Raw genomic sequence first — 15,098 nt, 5'->3', positions numbered from 1 at the left:
GGAATTTCCATGCTCTTCTACGAGCGCTTGCTGGCCGAGACCGCCGCCGCACGCGACACCTTGCAGGCCGCGCCGATCATCCAGGGCTGCCTGCGCGGCGAGGTGTCCTTACCGAGCTACGTCGCCTTCCTGAGCGAGGCCTATCATCATGTCAGTCACACCGTGCCGCTGCTCGAAGCCTGCCGGGCACAGGTCCCCGAGCGCCTTGCCTGGCTGCGCCCGGCGCTCGACGAGTACATCGACGAGGAACGTGGCCACGAGTGCTGGATTCTCGACGACATCCGCGCCTGCGGTGCCGACGCCGATGCGGTACGCGACGGCCTGCCGGCGCATGCGACCGAGGTCATGGTGGCGTATGCCTACGACGCCATTGCACGCCGGAATCCGCTCGCCTTCTTCGGCATGGTGCTGGTGCTCGAGGGCACGAGCGTCGCGCTGGCCCTGCTTGCCGCCGATCGTATCCAGGAACGGCTCGGCCTGGCCGACGCCGCGTTCAGCTACCTGCGCTCGCACGGTACGCTCGACCAGTCGCACACCCAGCATCTGGCACGGCTGATGGACCGCATCGACGAGCCCGCCGACCAGGCCGCGATCATCCACGCCGCACGCGCCTTCTACCGGCTCTACGGCGACATCTTCCGTAGCCTGCCGCTGCCGGTTCTTGCCCACGAGGCGGTGAGCGCATGAAGATCGCCGACGCACGTGTGGTGCTCACCGGCGCGACCGGCGGTATCGGTGGTATGGCGGCGCAGGCTCTGCTCGCCGCGGGCGCCTCGGTGATGCTCGTCGGCCGCTCCGCGACCTCGCTGCAGACGCAGGCAGCATCCCTTGCCGCGGCCACGTCCGGGCTGACTGCGGCGGATCGGCTGGCAACCCAGGTCGCCGACCTCTCCGACTCGGTATCGCTCGCCGCGCTCGTCCACAGCGCGATCGCCTGGCGCGCCAATGTCGTCGTCCACGGCGCCGGCCTGCCCGCCTTCGGCGCCCTGGACACGGTGCATCCCGCCGATCTCGAAAGCGTCATGCAGGTCAACCTGATCGCCCCCATGTTGCTCACGCGCGCGCTGCTGGCGCATCTGGGCACGCTGTCGCGCGCTCAGGTCATCTTCGTCGGCTCCGTGCTCGGACGTCTCGGCCTGCCGGGCTACAGCGTGTATTGCGCGAGCAAGTTCGGGCTGCGCGGCTTCAGCGAAGCGCTGCGACGCGAGCTTGCCGATGGGCCGGTGAAGGTGCAGTACCTCGGCCCGCGCAGCACCCGGACCGCATTCAACAGCCCCGCGGTCGATGCCTACAACCGCGCGACCGGCACCCACAGCGACACCCCGGAGGCCGTCGCCGCCGCCCTGCTGCAACTCATCGCGGACGAGTCCAGCGAGCGCTTCCTCGGCTTTCCGGAAAAGCTGGCCGTACGCATCAACGGCCTCGCGCCGGCGGCCCTCGACAGCGCGTTCGCGGTCCACCGCCGCAGCCTGGCGACGACAGGGGCATCCGCGGCCCCGCTCGCCCGCGACCCTCGCTGATTCACCCCTGGAGACAAACACATGAACCATCGCTCGATCAAGACCATACGCCGCTTCTGCCTCATGCTCGCCCTTGCGGCGGGGGCCTCGCCGGCATTGCCATCGGAAGGCGTCGACGAGGGTGTCGTCGCGTTGCAGCAGGAGTGGGAGGTGATCCGCTACCAGACGCCGGAAAAGGCGCGCGAGAAACACTTCGAGGCCCTTGCGGCCAAGGCGCGCCAGTTGGCCGAAGCCCACGCCGGGCGGGCCGAACCGCTGGTCTGGGAAGGCATCATCCTGAGCTCGTGGGCCGGAGAAAAAGGTGGGCTCGGGGCGCTCGGCCTCGTCAAGCAGGCGCGTGCCCGTTACGAACAAGCGATCGCGATCGAACCCGAGGCGCTCGACGGATCCGCCTACAACAGCCTCGGCGTGCTCTACTACAAGGTGCCGGGCTGGCCGCTGGGGTTCGGTGACAAGGACAAGGCGCGCGAGTTGCTGCAGAAGGCGCTGGCGATCAATCCGCAGGGCATCGATCCGAACTACTTCTACGCCGAGTACCTGATCGAGACCGGCGAATCTGCCCAGGCAGTGGCTTATCTCGAACAGGTGCTCAAGGCGCCGCCACGCCCGGGACGACAGGTTGCCGATACCGGACGGCGCGAGGAAGCACGCGCCCTGCTCGAAAAGCTGCGGCAAGCACAGTGAGCCTTCGGACCTGTCACCTGGCCGGGCGCGCGTTCCGCGCCCGCCCCACCCTGACCCGTACGCCGCCGGCAGGAGACCCGCCGTTGTCGTCGTGATTGACGAAGACGACCTCCAGGGCGTGCAGCGCGGCAATGCGCTGCACGATCGAGATGCCCAGCCCGCTGCCGACTTCGGCCTGCCCTTCGGGACGGAAATAGCGCTCGCCGAGACGCGCCCGAACGCTCGCATCCAGCGCGGGACCGTCGTTCTCGACCGCGAACCCGTCTTCATCGAACACCAGCCGCACGGCCGACCCCACGGGCGCATAGCGCACCGCATTGTCGAGCAGGTTGCGTAGCAGGACGGTCAGCAGATTCGGATCGCCGTACAGCGGCATGGCCTGCGCACCGGCAGCGGGCCAGTCGCACTCGAGTTCGATGTGGCGCCGTTCGGCGAGCGGCAGGCAGTCGCTGAATGCGTTTTCGACGATCGCCGGCCAGGCGATCGCCTCGCGAACGATCGTCGTCTCGTTCGCGCCCTCCACCCGCGACATCGCGAGCATCTGCGACACGAGTCGTTCAAGGCGCTCAAACCCCGCGCTCATGCGCGCTTCGGCGTGCGCACGCAGAACGGGATCGGTTTCGCGCCGGACCACGTCCCATTGCGCACGCAGCGCAGCGAGCGGCGTGCGCAACTCATGCGCGGCATCGGCGGTGAATCGACGTTCGCGCGCCATGGCCTCGCGGATACGAACGAACAGGGCGTTCATGGCCGCCACCAGCGGCACCAGTTCGGTGCTCCGCCCGGACTCGGAAAGCGTTTGCAGATCGTCCGGATTACGTACTGCGAGCTCACGCGAAACCTGCCGCAGCGGTGCGAGCGCCTTGCCGACGGCCAGCGCCATCACCACCAGTAGCACCGGCAACATCGCCAACCATGGGGTGAGCTGGCTGACGGTGAGATCGAACACGACCTCGTCGCGCTCGTAGATCTTCTGCCCGGCCGCGACCAGCCATGCCCCGTCGAGCGACTGCAGGTAATACACCCGCCACTCGTCCTCACCGACAACGACGTTGTGGAAACCGCTGGCATCGGATCGATACGGAAAGCCGGTACCCCCTCGGTCGACCAGCATCAAGCGGCCGTGGCGGTCCCACACGACGGTCGCAAGGTCCTCGGCTTCGAGCTCGGTGTCATCGACCCGACCGACCTGAACCGGCTCTCGCAGCCCCAGGGGTCCACCCTGCCCCAGCGTGGCCTGAACCTGGCGGGCGAGGTGGATCAGTTCGGCGTCGAACAACTCCGTGACCTCCTCGCGCGCGCCGGCGACGGAAAACCACAGAGCCACCGCCCACACCAGCGGTGCGCAGACCAGCAGGTAGAAAAGCACGCGTCGTTGCAGGCTCAAGCTTGCTCCGCCTCGCCGAGTGCGTAGCCCACCCCACGCACGGTACGCACGATACCGGGATCGATCTTGCGCCGCAGGTGGTGCACATGCACCTCGAGTGCATTGCTCTCCACCTCTCCGTTGAGGTCGTAGAGTTTCTCCTGCAACTGCGCGCGTGACAGAATCCGTTTGGGCTGCGCCAGCAGGGCCTCGAGGATGGCCAGCTCGCGGGCGGTCAAGTCCACCGGCTGGCCGCACCAGCGCACCGTCTTCCCGGCCGGGTCATACTCCAGCGCACCGTGCTGCCAGACCGCCTGTGCGCGTCCGCTCGAGCGCCGCAGCAAGGCACGCAGGCGGGCGGCGATCTCGTCGATGCCGACCGGCTTGATCAGGTAGTCGTCGGCCCCGGCATCGAGGCCGGCGATACGGTGCGCCACCTCGTCGCGCGCAGTCAGGATCAGGATCGGCACCGCCACTGCGCGCGCGCGCCACCGCGCCAGCCAGTGCATTCCGTCCTTGCCGGGGAGGCCGAGGTCGAGCACGACTGCGTCATACGGGGCGAGGGCCAGGGCAGCGTCCGCGTCGGGGCCACGGGAGAACCAGTCGACCGCATGGCCGAGCTGGCGCAGGCCGGCCGCGAGGGCTTCGCCGAGCGGGAGATCGTCTTCGAGGATAAGCAGGCGCATGGACTGACACCGGTAGGCAGGCGGGAAGAATCGAGCGGCATGGGCATCCCCCGATGGAGCGGGCGCACCGCAGCGCATGCTGCCACATCTTCCTTAAGTCCCGCTTAAGAAGTCCCCCGTCTGCACCTCCCCCTCCCGATCTGCAAACCACGCGGTCAGCGCGCGGGTTTCGCCCAGCGCGGCGAGTCGGCGGTCGATGGCGTCGTGGTTGCCCCATACCACGTCGGCGAGGGCGCCGCTGGCGACGCGGGATTCGATGTCGTGGCAATACAGCCCCAGCTCGCGTTGCACATAGAAGCCGTAGGTCCGGCACGCCACCGGACGCTGGGCGTAGACCAGACAGGCGTCGGTGGTCCGGTCCAGCAGCGGGCAGACGACGGGGTTCGGCCGCTGGGCGGCCAGGGTTTCAATGTCCCGGGCGATGTCCCGAAGCCGTGCCGGCGGCAGCGCAGCCAGGCCCTGCTGCAGCAGGGCCCATTCGTCCGCGGTCAGTTGCGGCACATCGGCGAGCCGTCGACAGCAGCTTGCGCAGCCCTTGGAACACAGCCAGTCGGGGCGATCCTCTCGGATCACCCCGACGCGCGCGTCGATATCCGCGTGAAGCTCGGACAGGGAGATGTTTTCTTGCATGACTCATCCAGGCAAACGCAGGCAGCAGGAGCGCACACGGACGCACCGCCACCTCGATCTAGCGCGCACCACCGGGGGCGGCGCCCTGCGCAGTCGCGCATTGCGCCGCAACCCAGCGTGCCTCGGTTTCCATCTGCATGTCTCCCTGGGGAGACTTAAGGTCGACGCGGGTGGTGAACCGTTCCGGGCCGTCGATCCGCGCCTCGAAGTCGCCGCTGGCTTGCGGCTGGGTGCAGGTCATGCGCCCCTTTACCGTATTGCCGGTCTTCACCACATTGCTCAGCGTGCAGCTGTCTTCGGTCTTGCCGGAATAGATGTTGTCCTGCTTCGCCTGTTCGGCCGTGATGCAGCTGCGCACCGTGCCATCCTTGCCCAGGCTCACGCCGCGCGCCGCCATCTGTTCTTCCATCATGCGGCGCATGTCGGGGGGCAGGTTCTTCATGTGCTGCTGCATCTGCGCCATCTGCCCCGACATGTCGGGCAGGCCGGCAACATTCATCCGCGTCGACCGAAACTCCCACAGCCCGGGCCGGACATCGGCCGCGTGCGCGGCGGCACTCGCCCACAGCGCGGCAAGACCAAGAACCAGGGTTCGAACACCTTTCATGAAGCATCTCCTGTCAATACGACTCGGCTTGGCCGCCATCATGCGGCACCCGGCGCGACCACCCGCAGGCGAACTCCGCTGCGAAAATCGACTCCACCAGAACGATGAAGCGACCCAGAGGCGACCCGAATGTCTGCAAGATGCCGCAATGACCGGCGCAAGTGCAAGGGCGCCCGGGCGTGGGCACTGATCGCACTCTTGCTGGCACTGCCGGCCCGCGGCGATGATGATGCGTCCGGAACGGCAGCTGCCCTCGAAACCCGGGTCGGGCTCGCGTCGTATTATGCGCGCAGCCTGCACGGACAAGAGACCGCAAGCGGCGAGACCTTCGACCGCAACGAGATGGTCGCCGCGCATCCACGCTATCCATTCGGGACCCGCGTGCGGGTGACCAACCCGAGGAACGGACGCACCATCGAGGTGCGCATCAACGATCGTGGCCCGACCATGCGCAACCGGAAGGAAGGCGTCATCATCGACCTGTCGCCGGCCGCCGCCGCCCGGCTCGGCATCATCAAGGCCGGCAGGTCGCGGGTGAAGGTGGAGGTGATGGCGTGGGGCGAGGACGACAGGAAATGATGTTCATGGATGGGTGCGCGAGCGGGCGCCGGTCCACGTGTTCAAACAGATCGGGCTGAACGGTCGACGCCGTCGACCGCGGACCCGGCAGACCGCGTCTCACGCCGGCAGCCGGCGTGCGACGCACTCTTTGTTGCCAGGGATGAACGAATTGAACGAAAGCTTTCTCATCGATCCGGAAGCGAGTGTGCCCGCCGGCCCGGATCCGGACGCCGACGATGCGCTCCTCGACGTCGCGCGCGAACTCCACGCCTACCTCCAGGGCTTCAACGCCCGCCTGGTGCACAACGAGGGCGCGGTGGCGATCGAAGTCGCGGGGGTGGTCGAGGCCGACGGCCGCCCTTATCCCTTCCGCCTGGTGCCGGCACACGGCGTGCTCGCGCGCATCCAGAAATGGCGCAAGCTCACCGCCGAACGCCATCTGGCGCTGGTACGCGAGCGCCTCAACGCGATCACGGTGGCCGAGTTCGAAGGCGAGGTGGGCCGCTTCGTCGCCAGCGTGCTGCGCCGCGCCGAGGCCCAGGGGCTGGACGGCGCCCGCTTCCTGCGCGCGCTCGAGACCGGCAAGGAACTGGCGAGCCGGCGCTTTCGCATCGTCGAGGATCGCCTCGCCGAGGCGGCCAGCCGGCACCGGGCGCAAACCCAGACGGAGGCGGCGCGCGACACGGTCCGGCTGGCCCGCTACCCCGAGTCGTTCGAGACCGCGTTCATGATGCGGCGCCGCTTCATCGCCATCCTGGGGCCGACCAATTCGGGCAAGACCCACCAGGCAATGGAGGCGCTGGCGCGCGCGCCCACCGGCGTATATCTGGCGCCGCTGCGCCTGCTCGCGCTGGAGAACTATGAGCGCCTCGCCGAGCGCGGAGTCGCGGTGAGCCTGGTGACCGGCGAGGAGCGCCGCCTCACCCCCGGCGCCACCCACGTCGCCAGCACCATCGAGATGCTCGACACCTCGCGCCCGGTGGAGGTCGCGGTGATCGACGAGATCCAGATGCTCGAGGATCTGGAGCGCGGCTCGGCGTGGACCGCCGCGGTGTGCGGGGCTGCGGCCAAGACGGTGTATCTGCTCGGCGCCCTGTCCGCGCGCCCCGCGGTGGAGGCGCTCGCCGAGCGCCTCGGCTGCCGGCTCGAAGTGATCACCCTGGCGCGCAAGTCACCGTTGGAGATGGCACCGCAGGCGATCGGCAGCGTCGGCCAGCTGCGCCGCGGCGATGCGGTGATCGCGTTCTCGCGCCGGGATGTGCTCAACTGGGCGGCCACCATCGCCGCCGCCGGATTCCGCGTGGCGACGATCTACGGCAACCTGTCGCCCGAAGTGCGCCGCGCCCAGGCCCAGCGCTTTCGCGACGGCGAGGCCGACATCGTGGTCGCCACCGACGCCATCGGCATGGGCCTGAACCTCCCGGTGGCGCGGGTCGTGTTCACCACCGCGAAGAAGTTCGATGGCATCTCCGAGGACATCCTGCCGCCCTGGCTCACCCACCAGATCGCCGGCCGGGCGGGGCGTTTCGGCCTGCACGAGGCCGGACTGGTGGCGGGTTTCGACGACCATACCCAGCGCATCATCGCCCGCCTGATGCGCACGCCGACCGATCCGCTGTCGAACCGGGGTTTCTATGTCACGCCGTCGCAGCACCATCTGAAGACCATTGCCGCGGCGACCGGCGAGCGCACGCTGGCACACTTGCTCGAACTCTTTTCGCGCAACATCGACCTCACCGACGACTTCTTTCTCCCCGGCGATTTGACCGAACAGATCGAGCGCGCGCGCTGGCTCGACACGCTGCCGCTGGCGCTCGAGCACCGTTTCACGCTGTCGCTGGTACCGGTATCCACCCGGGTCGACAGCCTCAAGCAGGCGTGGGAGGGGTGGGCGCGGGCGCTGGCGAAGGACAAGCGCTCGCACCTGTCGATCGAGCCGGTGGGCGACACGCGCTATCCGCTGCAGGCGGCCGAGGACGCGTGCAAGAAGTACTCGGCCTACGCCTGGCTCGGCTACCGCCTGCCGGATTACTACCCCGACGCCGAGGCCGCGGTGTCCCTTGCCCGCAGCATGTCGGAGACCGTGGACGAGATGCTCGCGCGCCAGCACGGCAGGCAGCGCGAGGCGAAACGGCGCCCCGCCCGCCGCGTGCGCTCGGGCGCCGCCAGCTCGCAGGGCAACCGCCGGGAAGGGCGGAGCCGGCCGGGGCGGTGAGTGGCGCTCGGGCCGCAACCGCGGCCGCACCGATGCCGCAGCCCCACCGCCCGGCGGGGATGAACGGAGCCGATTCCGATGCGGGGCCTCACTTGGCGCCACGCACCTCGTGCGCATAGGTGAACTCATCCACCCTGCCCTGGTAGCGCAGACCCTTGCGCAAGGCCCAGGTCGCCAGCTGGTGGTGCGACGGGATCACCGCGTAGTCGCCCAGCGCAACCTTCACCGCCTGGCGGGCGAAATCCTCGCGCTGCGCCGGGTCGACCGAGCCCAGCGCCGACTGCACCAGCGTATCGACCTCGGGGTTGCTGTAGCGCCCCCAGTTCCAGGTGCCCCAGCCGGTGTCCGGATTGGGGGTCCCGACGATGGTGCGCAGGGTGAAGTCGCTCGCCAGCGAGCCCCAGCCGAGCAGGGCGAAGCTGTATTCGCTGGCGCGTGCCTTGCCGAAATACACCGACAGCGGCAGCGTCTCCACCCGGGTGCGGATGCCGACCCGATTGAGGAACTGGGCCACCGTCTGCACCACCTGCGCATCGTTGATGTAGCGGTTGTTCGGCCCGTGGATGGTGAGCCCGAAGCCGTCCGGATAGCCAGCTTCGGCGAGCAGCTTCTTCGCCCCGTCGGGGTCGTAGGGTTCGACCGCGAGCCCGTTGTTGTAGCCGAAGATGCCCGGCGCGTTGATGTTCGACGCCGGCACCGCGAGCCCTTCGAGCGAGCGCTCGACCAGCGCCTGGCGGTTGATCGCCTTGGAGATCGCCCGCCGCACGCGCACGTCCTTGAGCGGGTTGCGATCGAGCGGCTTGCCCGCGGCGTCGGTGACGAAGGGCGAGTTGTCGCGAAACTGGTCGAGATGCCAGAACAGGGTGCGCCAGGTAGTGTGCGACGCGAGCGTGAACTTCGGGTCGGTCTTGAGCTTGGCGAGGTCGGCCGGCGGCACCGCCTCGATCAGGTCCACGTCGCCGGCGAGCAGGGCCGACAGCCGCGGCGCATCGCTGGCCAGCACCCTGAAGCGCACCGTATCCCACTCCGGCTTCTCGCCCCAATAGGCCTCGTGACGGGCGATCTCGATGCTGTCGCCTTTGCGGAAGGCGACCAGTTTGAACGGGCCGGTGCCGATCGCCGCTGCGCCGCTGTTGAACTGCTCGGTGGTCGCACGCTCGGCGGCCTTCTTCGACACGATGAAGATCGACGCCAGGTCGAGCGGCAGCGGGCCATAGGCGCTCGCCGTCGTCAGCCGCACGGTGTGGCGGTCCACCGCCGCGCTGGCGACGATCGGTTTGGTAAAGCTGGTGTAGGAACCCGGGCTGTTGGTGATCAGCCCCGGCCGCGCGAGCGAGAACAGCACGTCCTCGGCGGTGAGTTCGCTGCCGTCATGGAACTTCACTCCCTTGCGCAGCCTGAACTCCCAGGTGGTGGCATCGACCGCCTGCCACGATTCGGCCAGGCCGGGAATCAGCTTGCCGGTGGGGTCCACGTCCACCAGGCTGTCGAACAGATGGTGCAGGAAGGCGTTGTTGGGGCCGCTGTTGAAGAAGTGCGGATCGATCGTGGTGACCTCGGCGGCGAGGCCGATCTTCAGTTCGGCCGCCCCTGTCGGCACTGCGCCTGCCGCGAACAACCCGGCGGCCAGCGCGAGCGCCCGCGTCGCCGAAAGGAGGGAATGGCCCGTTTGCATTGTGTCTGGCATGGAGTCGTCCTTTATTGGTCTTCAGTTATCAGGGTAGCCGCTCTGCCCCCGGATCGCGAAGTCCACGGGCAGCCCGGCGGCCCCCGACACTCGAGCGGGCGACCTGCGCTGTCGCGCGCCTGGTGTGCACGCGGACATATCCGCGCGCTACCATGCCCGGCGACGACCCGATTCGGGTTCGGCCTGCGCGGCGCGCGCAAGCCGGGTTGACCTCCCCGACCAAGAGAAATCCACATAATGAACAATTCCATCCCCCTCCCGGCCACCGACCTCGCCCCCCCGGCGCCGGTGAGCTTTCGCGACGCCTTCCTGTTCTGGCTCAAGCTCGGCTTCATCAGCTTCGGCGGCCCGGCCGGGCAGATCTCGATCATGCACCAGGAACTGGTCGAGAACCGGCGCTGGCTCTCCGAGCGCCGCTTCCTGCACGCGCTGAACTACTGCATGGTGCTGCCCGGGCCGGAAGCGCAGCAGCTTGCGACCTACATTGGCTGGCTGATGCACCGGACCTGGGGCGGCGTGGTCGCCGGCGCGCTGTTCGTGCTGCCCTCGCTGCTGATCCTGATCGCGCTGTCGTGGGCGTATGTCGCCTTCGGCGACGTGCCGCTGGTGGCCGGGCTGTTCTACGGGATCAAGCCGGCGGTCACCGCGATCGTGCTGCAGGCCACCCACCGCATCGGCGGGCGGGCGCTGCGCAACAACGCGATGTGGGCGATCGCGGCGGCCTCCTTTGTCGCCATCTTCGTGCTCGACGTGCCCTTCCCGGCCATCGTCGCCGCCGCCGCGCTGATCGGCTATATCGGCGGACAGCTCGCGCCCGACACGTTCAAGGCCGGCGGCGGCCACGGCAAGGCCGCAAAGTCCTTCGGCGCCGCGCTGATCGACGACGACACCCCCGCGCCCGCGCACACCCGGTTCCGCTGGGGCCGGCTGGCCCAGGTCGCGGTGGTCGGCGCGCTGCTGTGGGCGGTGCCGATGGCCGTGCTGACCGCCGCCTGGGGCTGGGACCACACCCTCACCCAGATGGGCTGGTTCTTCACCAAGGCGGCGCTCCTCACCTTCGGTGGCGCCTACGCGGTGCTGCCCTACGTCTACCAGGGCGCGGTCGGGCACTACGGCTGGCTGACGCCGACCCAGATGATCGACGGCCTCGCGCTGGGCGAGACCACGCCGGGGCCGCTGATCATGGTGGTGGCCTTCGTCGGCTTCGTCGGCGGCTACGTGAAGAGCGTGTTCGGCCCGGATGCGCTGTTCCTGGCCGGGGCGGTGGCGGCGACGCTGGTGACCTGGTTCACCTTCCTGCCGTCCTTCCTGTTCATCCTCGCCGGCGGCCCGCTCGTCGAATCCACCCACGGCGACCTCAAGTTCACCGCCCCGCTGACCGCGATCACCGCCGCGGTGGTCGGCGTGATCCTCAATCTGGCGCTGTTCTTCGGCTACCACGTGCTGTGGCCCGAAGGCTTTGCCGGCAGCTTCGACTGGATCTCCGCCCTGATCACGGCCGGCGCCACGCTGGCCCTGTTCCGCTTCAGGGTCGGCGTGATCCCGGTGATCGGCGGCTGTGCGCTGGTCGGGCTGGCCTTGAAGCTGGCGCTGGGCTGACGCTGCGGCCGCCTCCCCGGCGAGGGCAAGCTCCGACGGAATAAGCAATCCATGTTTTCTTGGTTGGGCGCGCAAGGCCGCAACGCTAGATTTCTCCCGTCACCCTCTCATACGACCGGAGAACATCATGCAGTTCAGCCACCTTCGCCGCAGCCTGCTGGCGCTCGCCCTCGCCACCGGCCTGACCGGCGGCGCCCACGCCCAGACCACGCTGCTCAACGTATCCTACGACCCGACCCGCGAGCTATACCAGGAGTACAACCCCGAGTTCGCCCGCTACTGGAAGGCGAAGACGGGCGAGGACGTCACCGTGCGCCAGTCGCACGGCGGCTCGGGCAAGCAGGCGCGCTCGGTGATCGACGGGCTCGAAGCGGACGTCGTCACCCTGGCGCTGGCCTACGACATCGACGCGATCGCCGCAAAGGCGGGCAAGCTGCCAGCCGACTGGCAGCAGCGCCTGCCGCACAACAGCGCGCCCTACACGTCGACCATCGTGTTCCTGGTGCGCAAGGGCAACCCGAAGAACATCAAGGACTGGGACGACCTGGTCAAACCCGGCGTCGAAGTCATCACCCCCAACCCCAAGACCTCCGGCGGTGCGCGCTGGAATTACCTCGCGGCCTGGGGCTATGCGCTGAAGAAGCCCGGCGGCAACGAGGCGAGCGCCCGCGCCTATGTCACCGAACTGCTCCAGCACGTACCGGTGCTCGACCCCGGCGCACGTGGCGCGACCAACTCCTTCGTCCAGCGCGGCCTCGGCGACGTGCTGCTGGCATGGGAGAACGAGGCCTTCCTGTCGGTCGATGAGCTCGGCCCCGACAAGTTCGAGATCGTCGTGCCCTCGGTCTCCATCCTCGCCGAGCCACCGGTCGCGGTGGTCGACGCGGTGGCGAAGAAGCGCGGTACGGAGAAGACCGCGCAGGCCTACCTCGAATACCTGTACTCGCCGGTCGGCCAGAAGCTGGCGGCCAGGCACTACTACCGCCCGATCAAGCCCGAACTGGCCGACCCGGTCCATATCGCCCGCTTCCCCAAGCTGAACTTCATCACCATCGACGATCTCGGTGGCTGGCAGGCGGCGCAGCAGAAGCACTTCGCCGACGGCGGCGTGTTCGACCAGATCTATGCCCGCTGAGCCGATTCAGTGTGGCCCGACGCGATCCGGGCCGGGCGCGCAACCCGCAGCGCCGCGGCTTTTGGTAAGGTGCGCAAGATCCTCTCGGGCTGCGAGAGACAATCCGCACGATCGGCGCCCGCGCTGATCTTTCAACCGCTGGCGCCATGCCGGACTGCCGTCCTGCAGGGACGAAACAAGGAGCTTGAACATGTCGAACTGGTACACCAACAACGCGGAATCGATCGGTCGCACCCCGCTGGTCCGCCTGAACCGCATCCTCGACGGCGCGCCGGCCACCGTGCTGGCCAAGATCGAGGGCCGCAACCCGGCCTACTCGGTCAAGTGCCGAATCGGCGCGGCGATGGTCGCCGATGCCGAAGCCCGCGGCCTGCTCGGGCCGGGCAAGGAGCTGGTCGAGCCGACCAGTGGCAACACCGGCATCGCGCTCGCCTTCGTCGCCGCGGCCAAGGGCATTCCGCTGACCCTGACGATGCCGGACACGATGAGCGTCGAGCGGCGCAAGCTGCTGGTCGCCTACGGTGCAAGGCTGGTACTGACCGAAGGGGCCAAGGGCATGAGCGGCGCGATCGCGAAGGCGGAGGAGATCGTCGCGTCCGACCCCGACAAGTACGTGTTGCTGCAACAGTTCAAGAACCCGGCCAACCCTGCGATCCACGAAACGACCACCGGCCCGGAGATCTGGGACGACACCGACGGCGCCGTCGACATCTTCGTTTCCGGCGTAGGTACCGGCGGCACCCTCACCGGTGTGTCGCGCTTCATCAAGCAGACCCGGGGCAAGGCGATCCAGACCGTCGCGGTGGAGCCGAGCGCCAGCCCGGTGCTGAGCCAGGCGCGGGCCGGCGAGGCGCTCAAGCCCGGCCCACACAAGATCCAGGGCATCGGCGCCGGCTTCGTGCCCGGGGTGCTGGACCTCGCCCTGGTCGACAGCGTCGAGCAGGTCAGCAACGAGGAAGCCATCGACTACGCTCGCCGCCTGGCGCGCGAGGAAGGCATCCTGTCGGGCATCTCCAGCGGCGCGGCCGCGGCGGTAGCCACACGCCTGGCGCGCAAGCCGGAGAACGCGGGCAAGACCATCGTAGTGATCCTGCCCGACTCGGGCGAACGCTACCTCAGCTCGATTCTGTTCGAGGGTCTGTTCGACACTGCAGGACTCGCCGCATGAAGGCCTCGGCCTGATTCGACGGGTGGTCCTTGAGGGCCGCACGATTGTGCGGCCCTCTACATTCATGCGGTCGAACCCGATTCAATGTCAGCCTGCAGGGCCAAGAGTGGGGAGTGCGCGGTCGGCACTCCATACGCATTGCCCTGCACCAGGCAGTGCTCGACCCATGCGTGCGGCAGTTGCGCCTCGAGTCGGGTCAGAATCGGCGTAGCCATACCGCGCAGCCCGGCGAACCGGCCGATACGTGCGCGCCCGTTGCCCGTCGCGAGCAGCTTGCTCCCATCCAGCTTGATGAAGTTGGCCGAAGAAGTCGCCGCAAGCGCCTGCCACTGCGCAGGCGACTCCACATTCACCGCGACCTGGAAGCCGTTCTGGCGGTAGTTGCGCAGCACGAAGCCGAGCAGATCGGGCTGGGCGCTCGCGCCGACCGGGGTCTCGATCACGATGCGCCGGGCCGGAAATCCGAGCGCATCGACCACCCGGCGGTAAGCCTCGCCGTGATCGGCATCGACCGCCGCGAGCAGGCGCCCGTGGACATTGAGGAACAGCAGGCTGTCCTGGCCGATGCCGTCACTCGTCGCGGCAATGAAGTTGAGCAGATGGACGGTACGGGCGAGGCGGTCGAGTGCCACCAGGCGAGCATCGTCCGCATTGGCTGAGAACAGCGTCCACGGTGACAGGTCGTGCCCGCCACTGCCGAGGATGCGCAGAAACGCTTCGTAACCGCCGATGCGAGCGCTTGCGGGATCGACGATGGGCTGGAACACGCTCGACAACTCGCACCCATACCAGTCGCCGACCACGCCACCATCGGGCAGGCGCCGCAACTGCTTCGAACCGCCGTGAGCAAGCGGCAGCCCCTCCAGAAATTCGCGCGCACGCGAGGCGCGCCCGGAGGACTCGACGGATAGTGCATTCGTGGTGATGGCATCCATGGGAGCGCTCCGGAGGGTGTGCAGGAGGGGCAGGTGACGCAGCGTCACGTGCTGCCCACCTTCGACCATGCGAACTTTAGCAGCGAGCACGCAGCGAGCGAACCAAGAAAATCCGCAATGCTTATTCCTCGAGATTGGCGATGAGCAGCACCCCACAATGTTCGCAGAGCACATCCGGTACGGCTGCGGTTTCATGTTGACCGTGATGTCGATGTCTCTTGCAGGGCCGACTTCGGTCGGCCGCTGGTGCCCGACCTGGCGCTCATGCCTTAATCACCCCCTGCGGCGGACTGAAGTCAGGCAGA

Annotated in this window: 14 protein-coding genes; 8 read left to right on the top strand and 6 right to left on the bottom strand. The window is 68.3% G+C overall.

Features of this window, described 5'->3' with window-relative positions; translation table 11 throughout:
• The first annotated feature begins 9 nt into the window (after positions 1-9).
• From AC3A35_RS14510 to AC3A35_RS14500, 3 genes are read left to right on the top strand one after another with little or no spacing between them, the layout of a single operon-like run.
• Positions 10-687: an iron-containing redox enzyme family protein gene (locus AC3A35_RS14510; RefSeq protein WP_487436847.1), complete on the top strand. Its 678-nt coding sequence runs from the start codon at positions 10-12 to the stop codon at positions 685-687.
• Complete coding sequence (locus tag AC3A35_RS14505) at positions 684-1,520, top strand: SDR family oxidoreductase (protein WP_487436846.1); 837 nt, start codon at positions 684-686, stop codon at positions 1,518-1,520. Before AC3A35_RS14510 ends, AC3A35_RS14505 begins: the two co-directional genes overlap by 4 nt.
• A 21-nt stretch (positions 1,521-1,541) precedes the next feature.
• A complete protein-coding gene (locus AC3A35_RS14500; protein WP_487436845.1) occupies positions 1,542-2,204 on the top strand; it encodes a tetratricopeptide repeat protein in 663 nt (220 codons plus the stop codon).
• 13 nt (positions 2,205-2,217) lie between these two features.
• Here the strand turns inward: AC3A35_RS14500 and AC3A35_RS14495 are convergent, their stop codons facing one another.
• The 4 genes from AC3A35_RS14495 to AC3A35_RS14480 form a co-directional block, all read right to left on the bottom strand.
• Complete coding sequence (locus AC3A35_RS14495; protein ID WP_487436844.1) at positions 2,218-3,591, bottom strand: ATP-binding protein; 1,374 nt, start codon at positions 3,589-3,591, stop codon at positions 2,218-2,220.
• Positions 3,588-4,256: a winged helix-turn-helix domain-containing protein gene (locus AC3A35_RS14490; RefSeq protein WP_487436843.1), complete on the bottom strand. Its 669-nt coding sequence runs from the start codon at positions 4,254-4,256 to the stop codon at positions 3,588-3,590. The genes AC3A35_RS14495 and AC3A35_RS14490 overlap by 4 nt, the downstream gene beginning before the upstream one ends.
• 93 nt (positions 4,257-4,349) lie before the next feature.
• Positions 4,350-4,886, bottom strand: a complete 537-nt coding sequence (locus tag AC3A35_RS14485) for a YkgJ family cysteine cluster protein (RefSeq protein ID WP_487436842.1) — start codon at positions 4,884-4,886, stop codon at positions 4,350-4,352.
• A 58-nt stretch (positions 4,887-4,944) separates the two neighbouring features.
• Positions 4,945-5,493, bottom strand: a complete 549-nt coding sequence (locus tag AC3A35_RS14480) for a DUF3617 domain-containing protein (RefSeq protein WP_487436841.1) — start codon at positions 5,491-5,493, stop codon at positions 4,945-4,947.
• 129 nt (positions 5,494-5,622) lie between these two features.
• On the opposite strand from AC3A35_RS14480, the gene AC3A35_RS14475 reads away from it, so the two are divergent.
• Together AC3A35_RS14475 and AC3A35_RS14470 are read left to right on the top strand one after the other, a co-directional pair.
• Positions 5,623-6,072 (top strand): septal ring lytic transglycosylase RlpA family protein, encoded by a 450-nt coding sequence (locus AC3A35_RS14475; protein WP_487436840.1) that lies wholly within the window; start codon positions 5,623-5,625, stop codon positions 6,070-6,072.
• A gap of 142 nt (positions 6,073-6,214) precedes the next feature.
• The gene (locus AC3A35_RS14470; RefSeq protein ID WP_487436839.1) at positions 6,215-8,269 is read left to right on the top strand and encodes a helicase-related protein; all 2,055 of its coding nucleotides are present in this window, start codon (positions 6,215-6,217) and stop codon (positions 8,267-8,269) included.
• Between the two features lie 88 nt (positions 8,270-8,357).
• On the opposite strand, the gene AC3A35_RS14465 is transcribed toward AC3A35_RS14470, so the two are convergent.
• A complete protein-coding gene (locus AC3A35_RS14465; protein WP_487436838.1) occupies positions 8,358-9,956 on the bottom strand; it encodes an ABC transporter substrate-binding protein in 1,599 nt (532 codons plus the stop codon).
• Between the two features lie 237 nt (positions 9,957-10,193).
• Here AC3A35_RS14465 and chrA point away from each other — a divergent pair, with 237 nt between their 5' ends.
• The 3 genes from chrA (at position 10,194) to cysK (ending at position 13,858) form a co-directional block, all read left to right on the top strand.
• Positions 10,194-11,555: a chromate efflux transporter gene (chrA, locus tag AC3A35_RS14460; RefSeq protein ID WP_487436837.1), complete on the top strand. Its 1,362-nt coding sequence runs from the start codon at positions 10,194-10,196 to the stop codon at positions 11,553-11,555.
• Positions 11,556-11,682: 127 nt separating this feature from the next.
• Positions 11,683-12,690: a sulfate ABC transporter substrate-binding protein gene (locus AC3A35_RS14455; protein ID WP_487436836.1), complete on the top strand. Its 1,008-nt coding sequence runs from the start codon at positions 11,683-11,685 to the stop codon at positions 12,688-12,690.
• 190 nt (positions 12,691-12,880) lie between these two features.
• Positions 12,881-13,858, top strand: coding sequence for a cysteine synthase A (gene cysK, locus AC3A35_RS14450; RefSeq protein ID WP_487436835.1), 978 nt, complete (start codon positions 12,881-12,883; stop codon positions 13,856-13,858).
• A gap of 62 nt (positions 13,859-13,920) precedes the next feature.
• Here the strand turns inward: cysK and AC3A35_RS14445 are convergent, their stop codons facing one another.
• A complete protein-coding gene (locus AC3A35_RS14445; protein WP_487436834.1) occupies positions 13,921-14,793 on the bottom strand; it encodes an EAL domain-containing protein in 873 nt (290 codons plus the stop codon).
• Positions 14,794-15,098: the final 305 nt, after the last annotated feature.

The organism is Azoarcus sp. Soil_N_20 (assembly GCF_057656155.1).
Note: the sequence above shows the minus strand (reverse complement) of the source record. Positions and strands in the feature narration are given on the sequence as shown.

Coding starts and splice junctions, on each gene's coding strand:
- cysK (WP_487436835.1), top strand. CDS start 12,881: ATGTCGAACTGGTACACCAACAACGCGGAATCGATCGGTCGCACCCCG.
- chrA (WP_487436837.1), top strand. CDS start 10,194: ATGAACAATTCCATCCCCCTCCCGGCCACCGACCTCGCCCCCCCGGCG.
- AC3A35_RS14445 (WP_487436834.1), bottom strand. CDS start 14,793: ATGGATGCCATCACCACGAATGCACTATCCGTCGAGTCCTCCGGGCGC.
- AC3A35_RS14465 (WP_487436838.1), bottom strand. CDS start 9,956: ATGCCAGACACAATGCAAACGGGCCATTCCCTCCTTTCGGCGACGCGG.
- AC3A35_RS14510 (WP_487436847.1), top strand. CDS start 10: ATGCTCTTCTACGAGCGCTTGCTGGCCGAGACCGCCGCCGCACGCGAC.
- AC3A35_RS14490 (WP_487436843.1), bottom strand. CDS start 4,256: ATGCGCCTGCTTATCCTCGAAGACGATCTCCCGCTCGGCGAAGCCCTC.
- AC3A35_RS14505 (WP_487436846.1), top strand. CDS start 684: ATGAAGATCGCCGACGCACGTGTGGTGCTCACCGGCGCGACCGGCGGT.
- AC3A35_RS14480 (WP_487436841.1), bottom strand. CDS start 5,493: ATGAAAGGTGTTCGAACCCTGGTTCTTGGTCTTGCCGCGCTGTGGGCG.
- AC3A35_RS14485 (WP_487436842.1), bottom strand. CDS start 4,886: ATGCAAGAAAACATCTCCCTGTCCGAGCTTCACGCGGATATCGACGCG.
- AC3A35_RS14470 (WP_487436839.1), top strand. CDS start 6,215: ATGAACGAATTGAACGAAAGCTTTCTCATCGATCCGGAAGCGAGTGTG.
- AC3A35_RS14500 (WP_487436845.1), top strand. CDS start 1,542: ATGAACCATCGCTCGATCAAGACCATACGCCGCTTCTGCCTCATGCTC.
- AC3A35_RS14455 (WP_487436836.1), top strand. CDS start 11,683: ATGCAGTTCAGCCACCTTCGCCGCAGCCTGCTGGCGCTCGCCCTCGCC.
- AC3A35_RS14475 (WP_487436840.1), top strand. CDS start 5,623: ATGTCTGCAAGATGCCGCAATGACCGGCGCAAGTGCAAGGGCGCCCGG.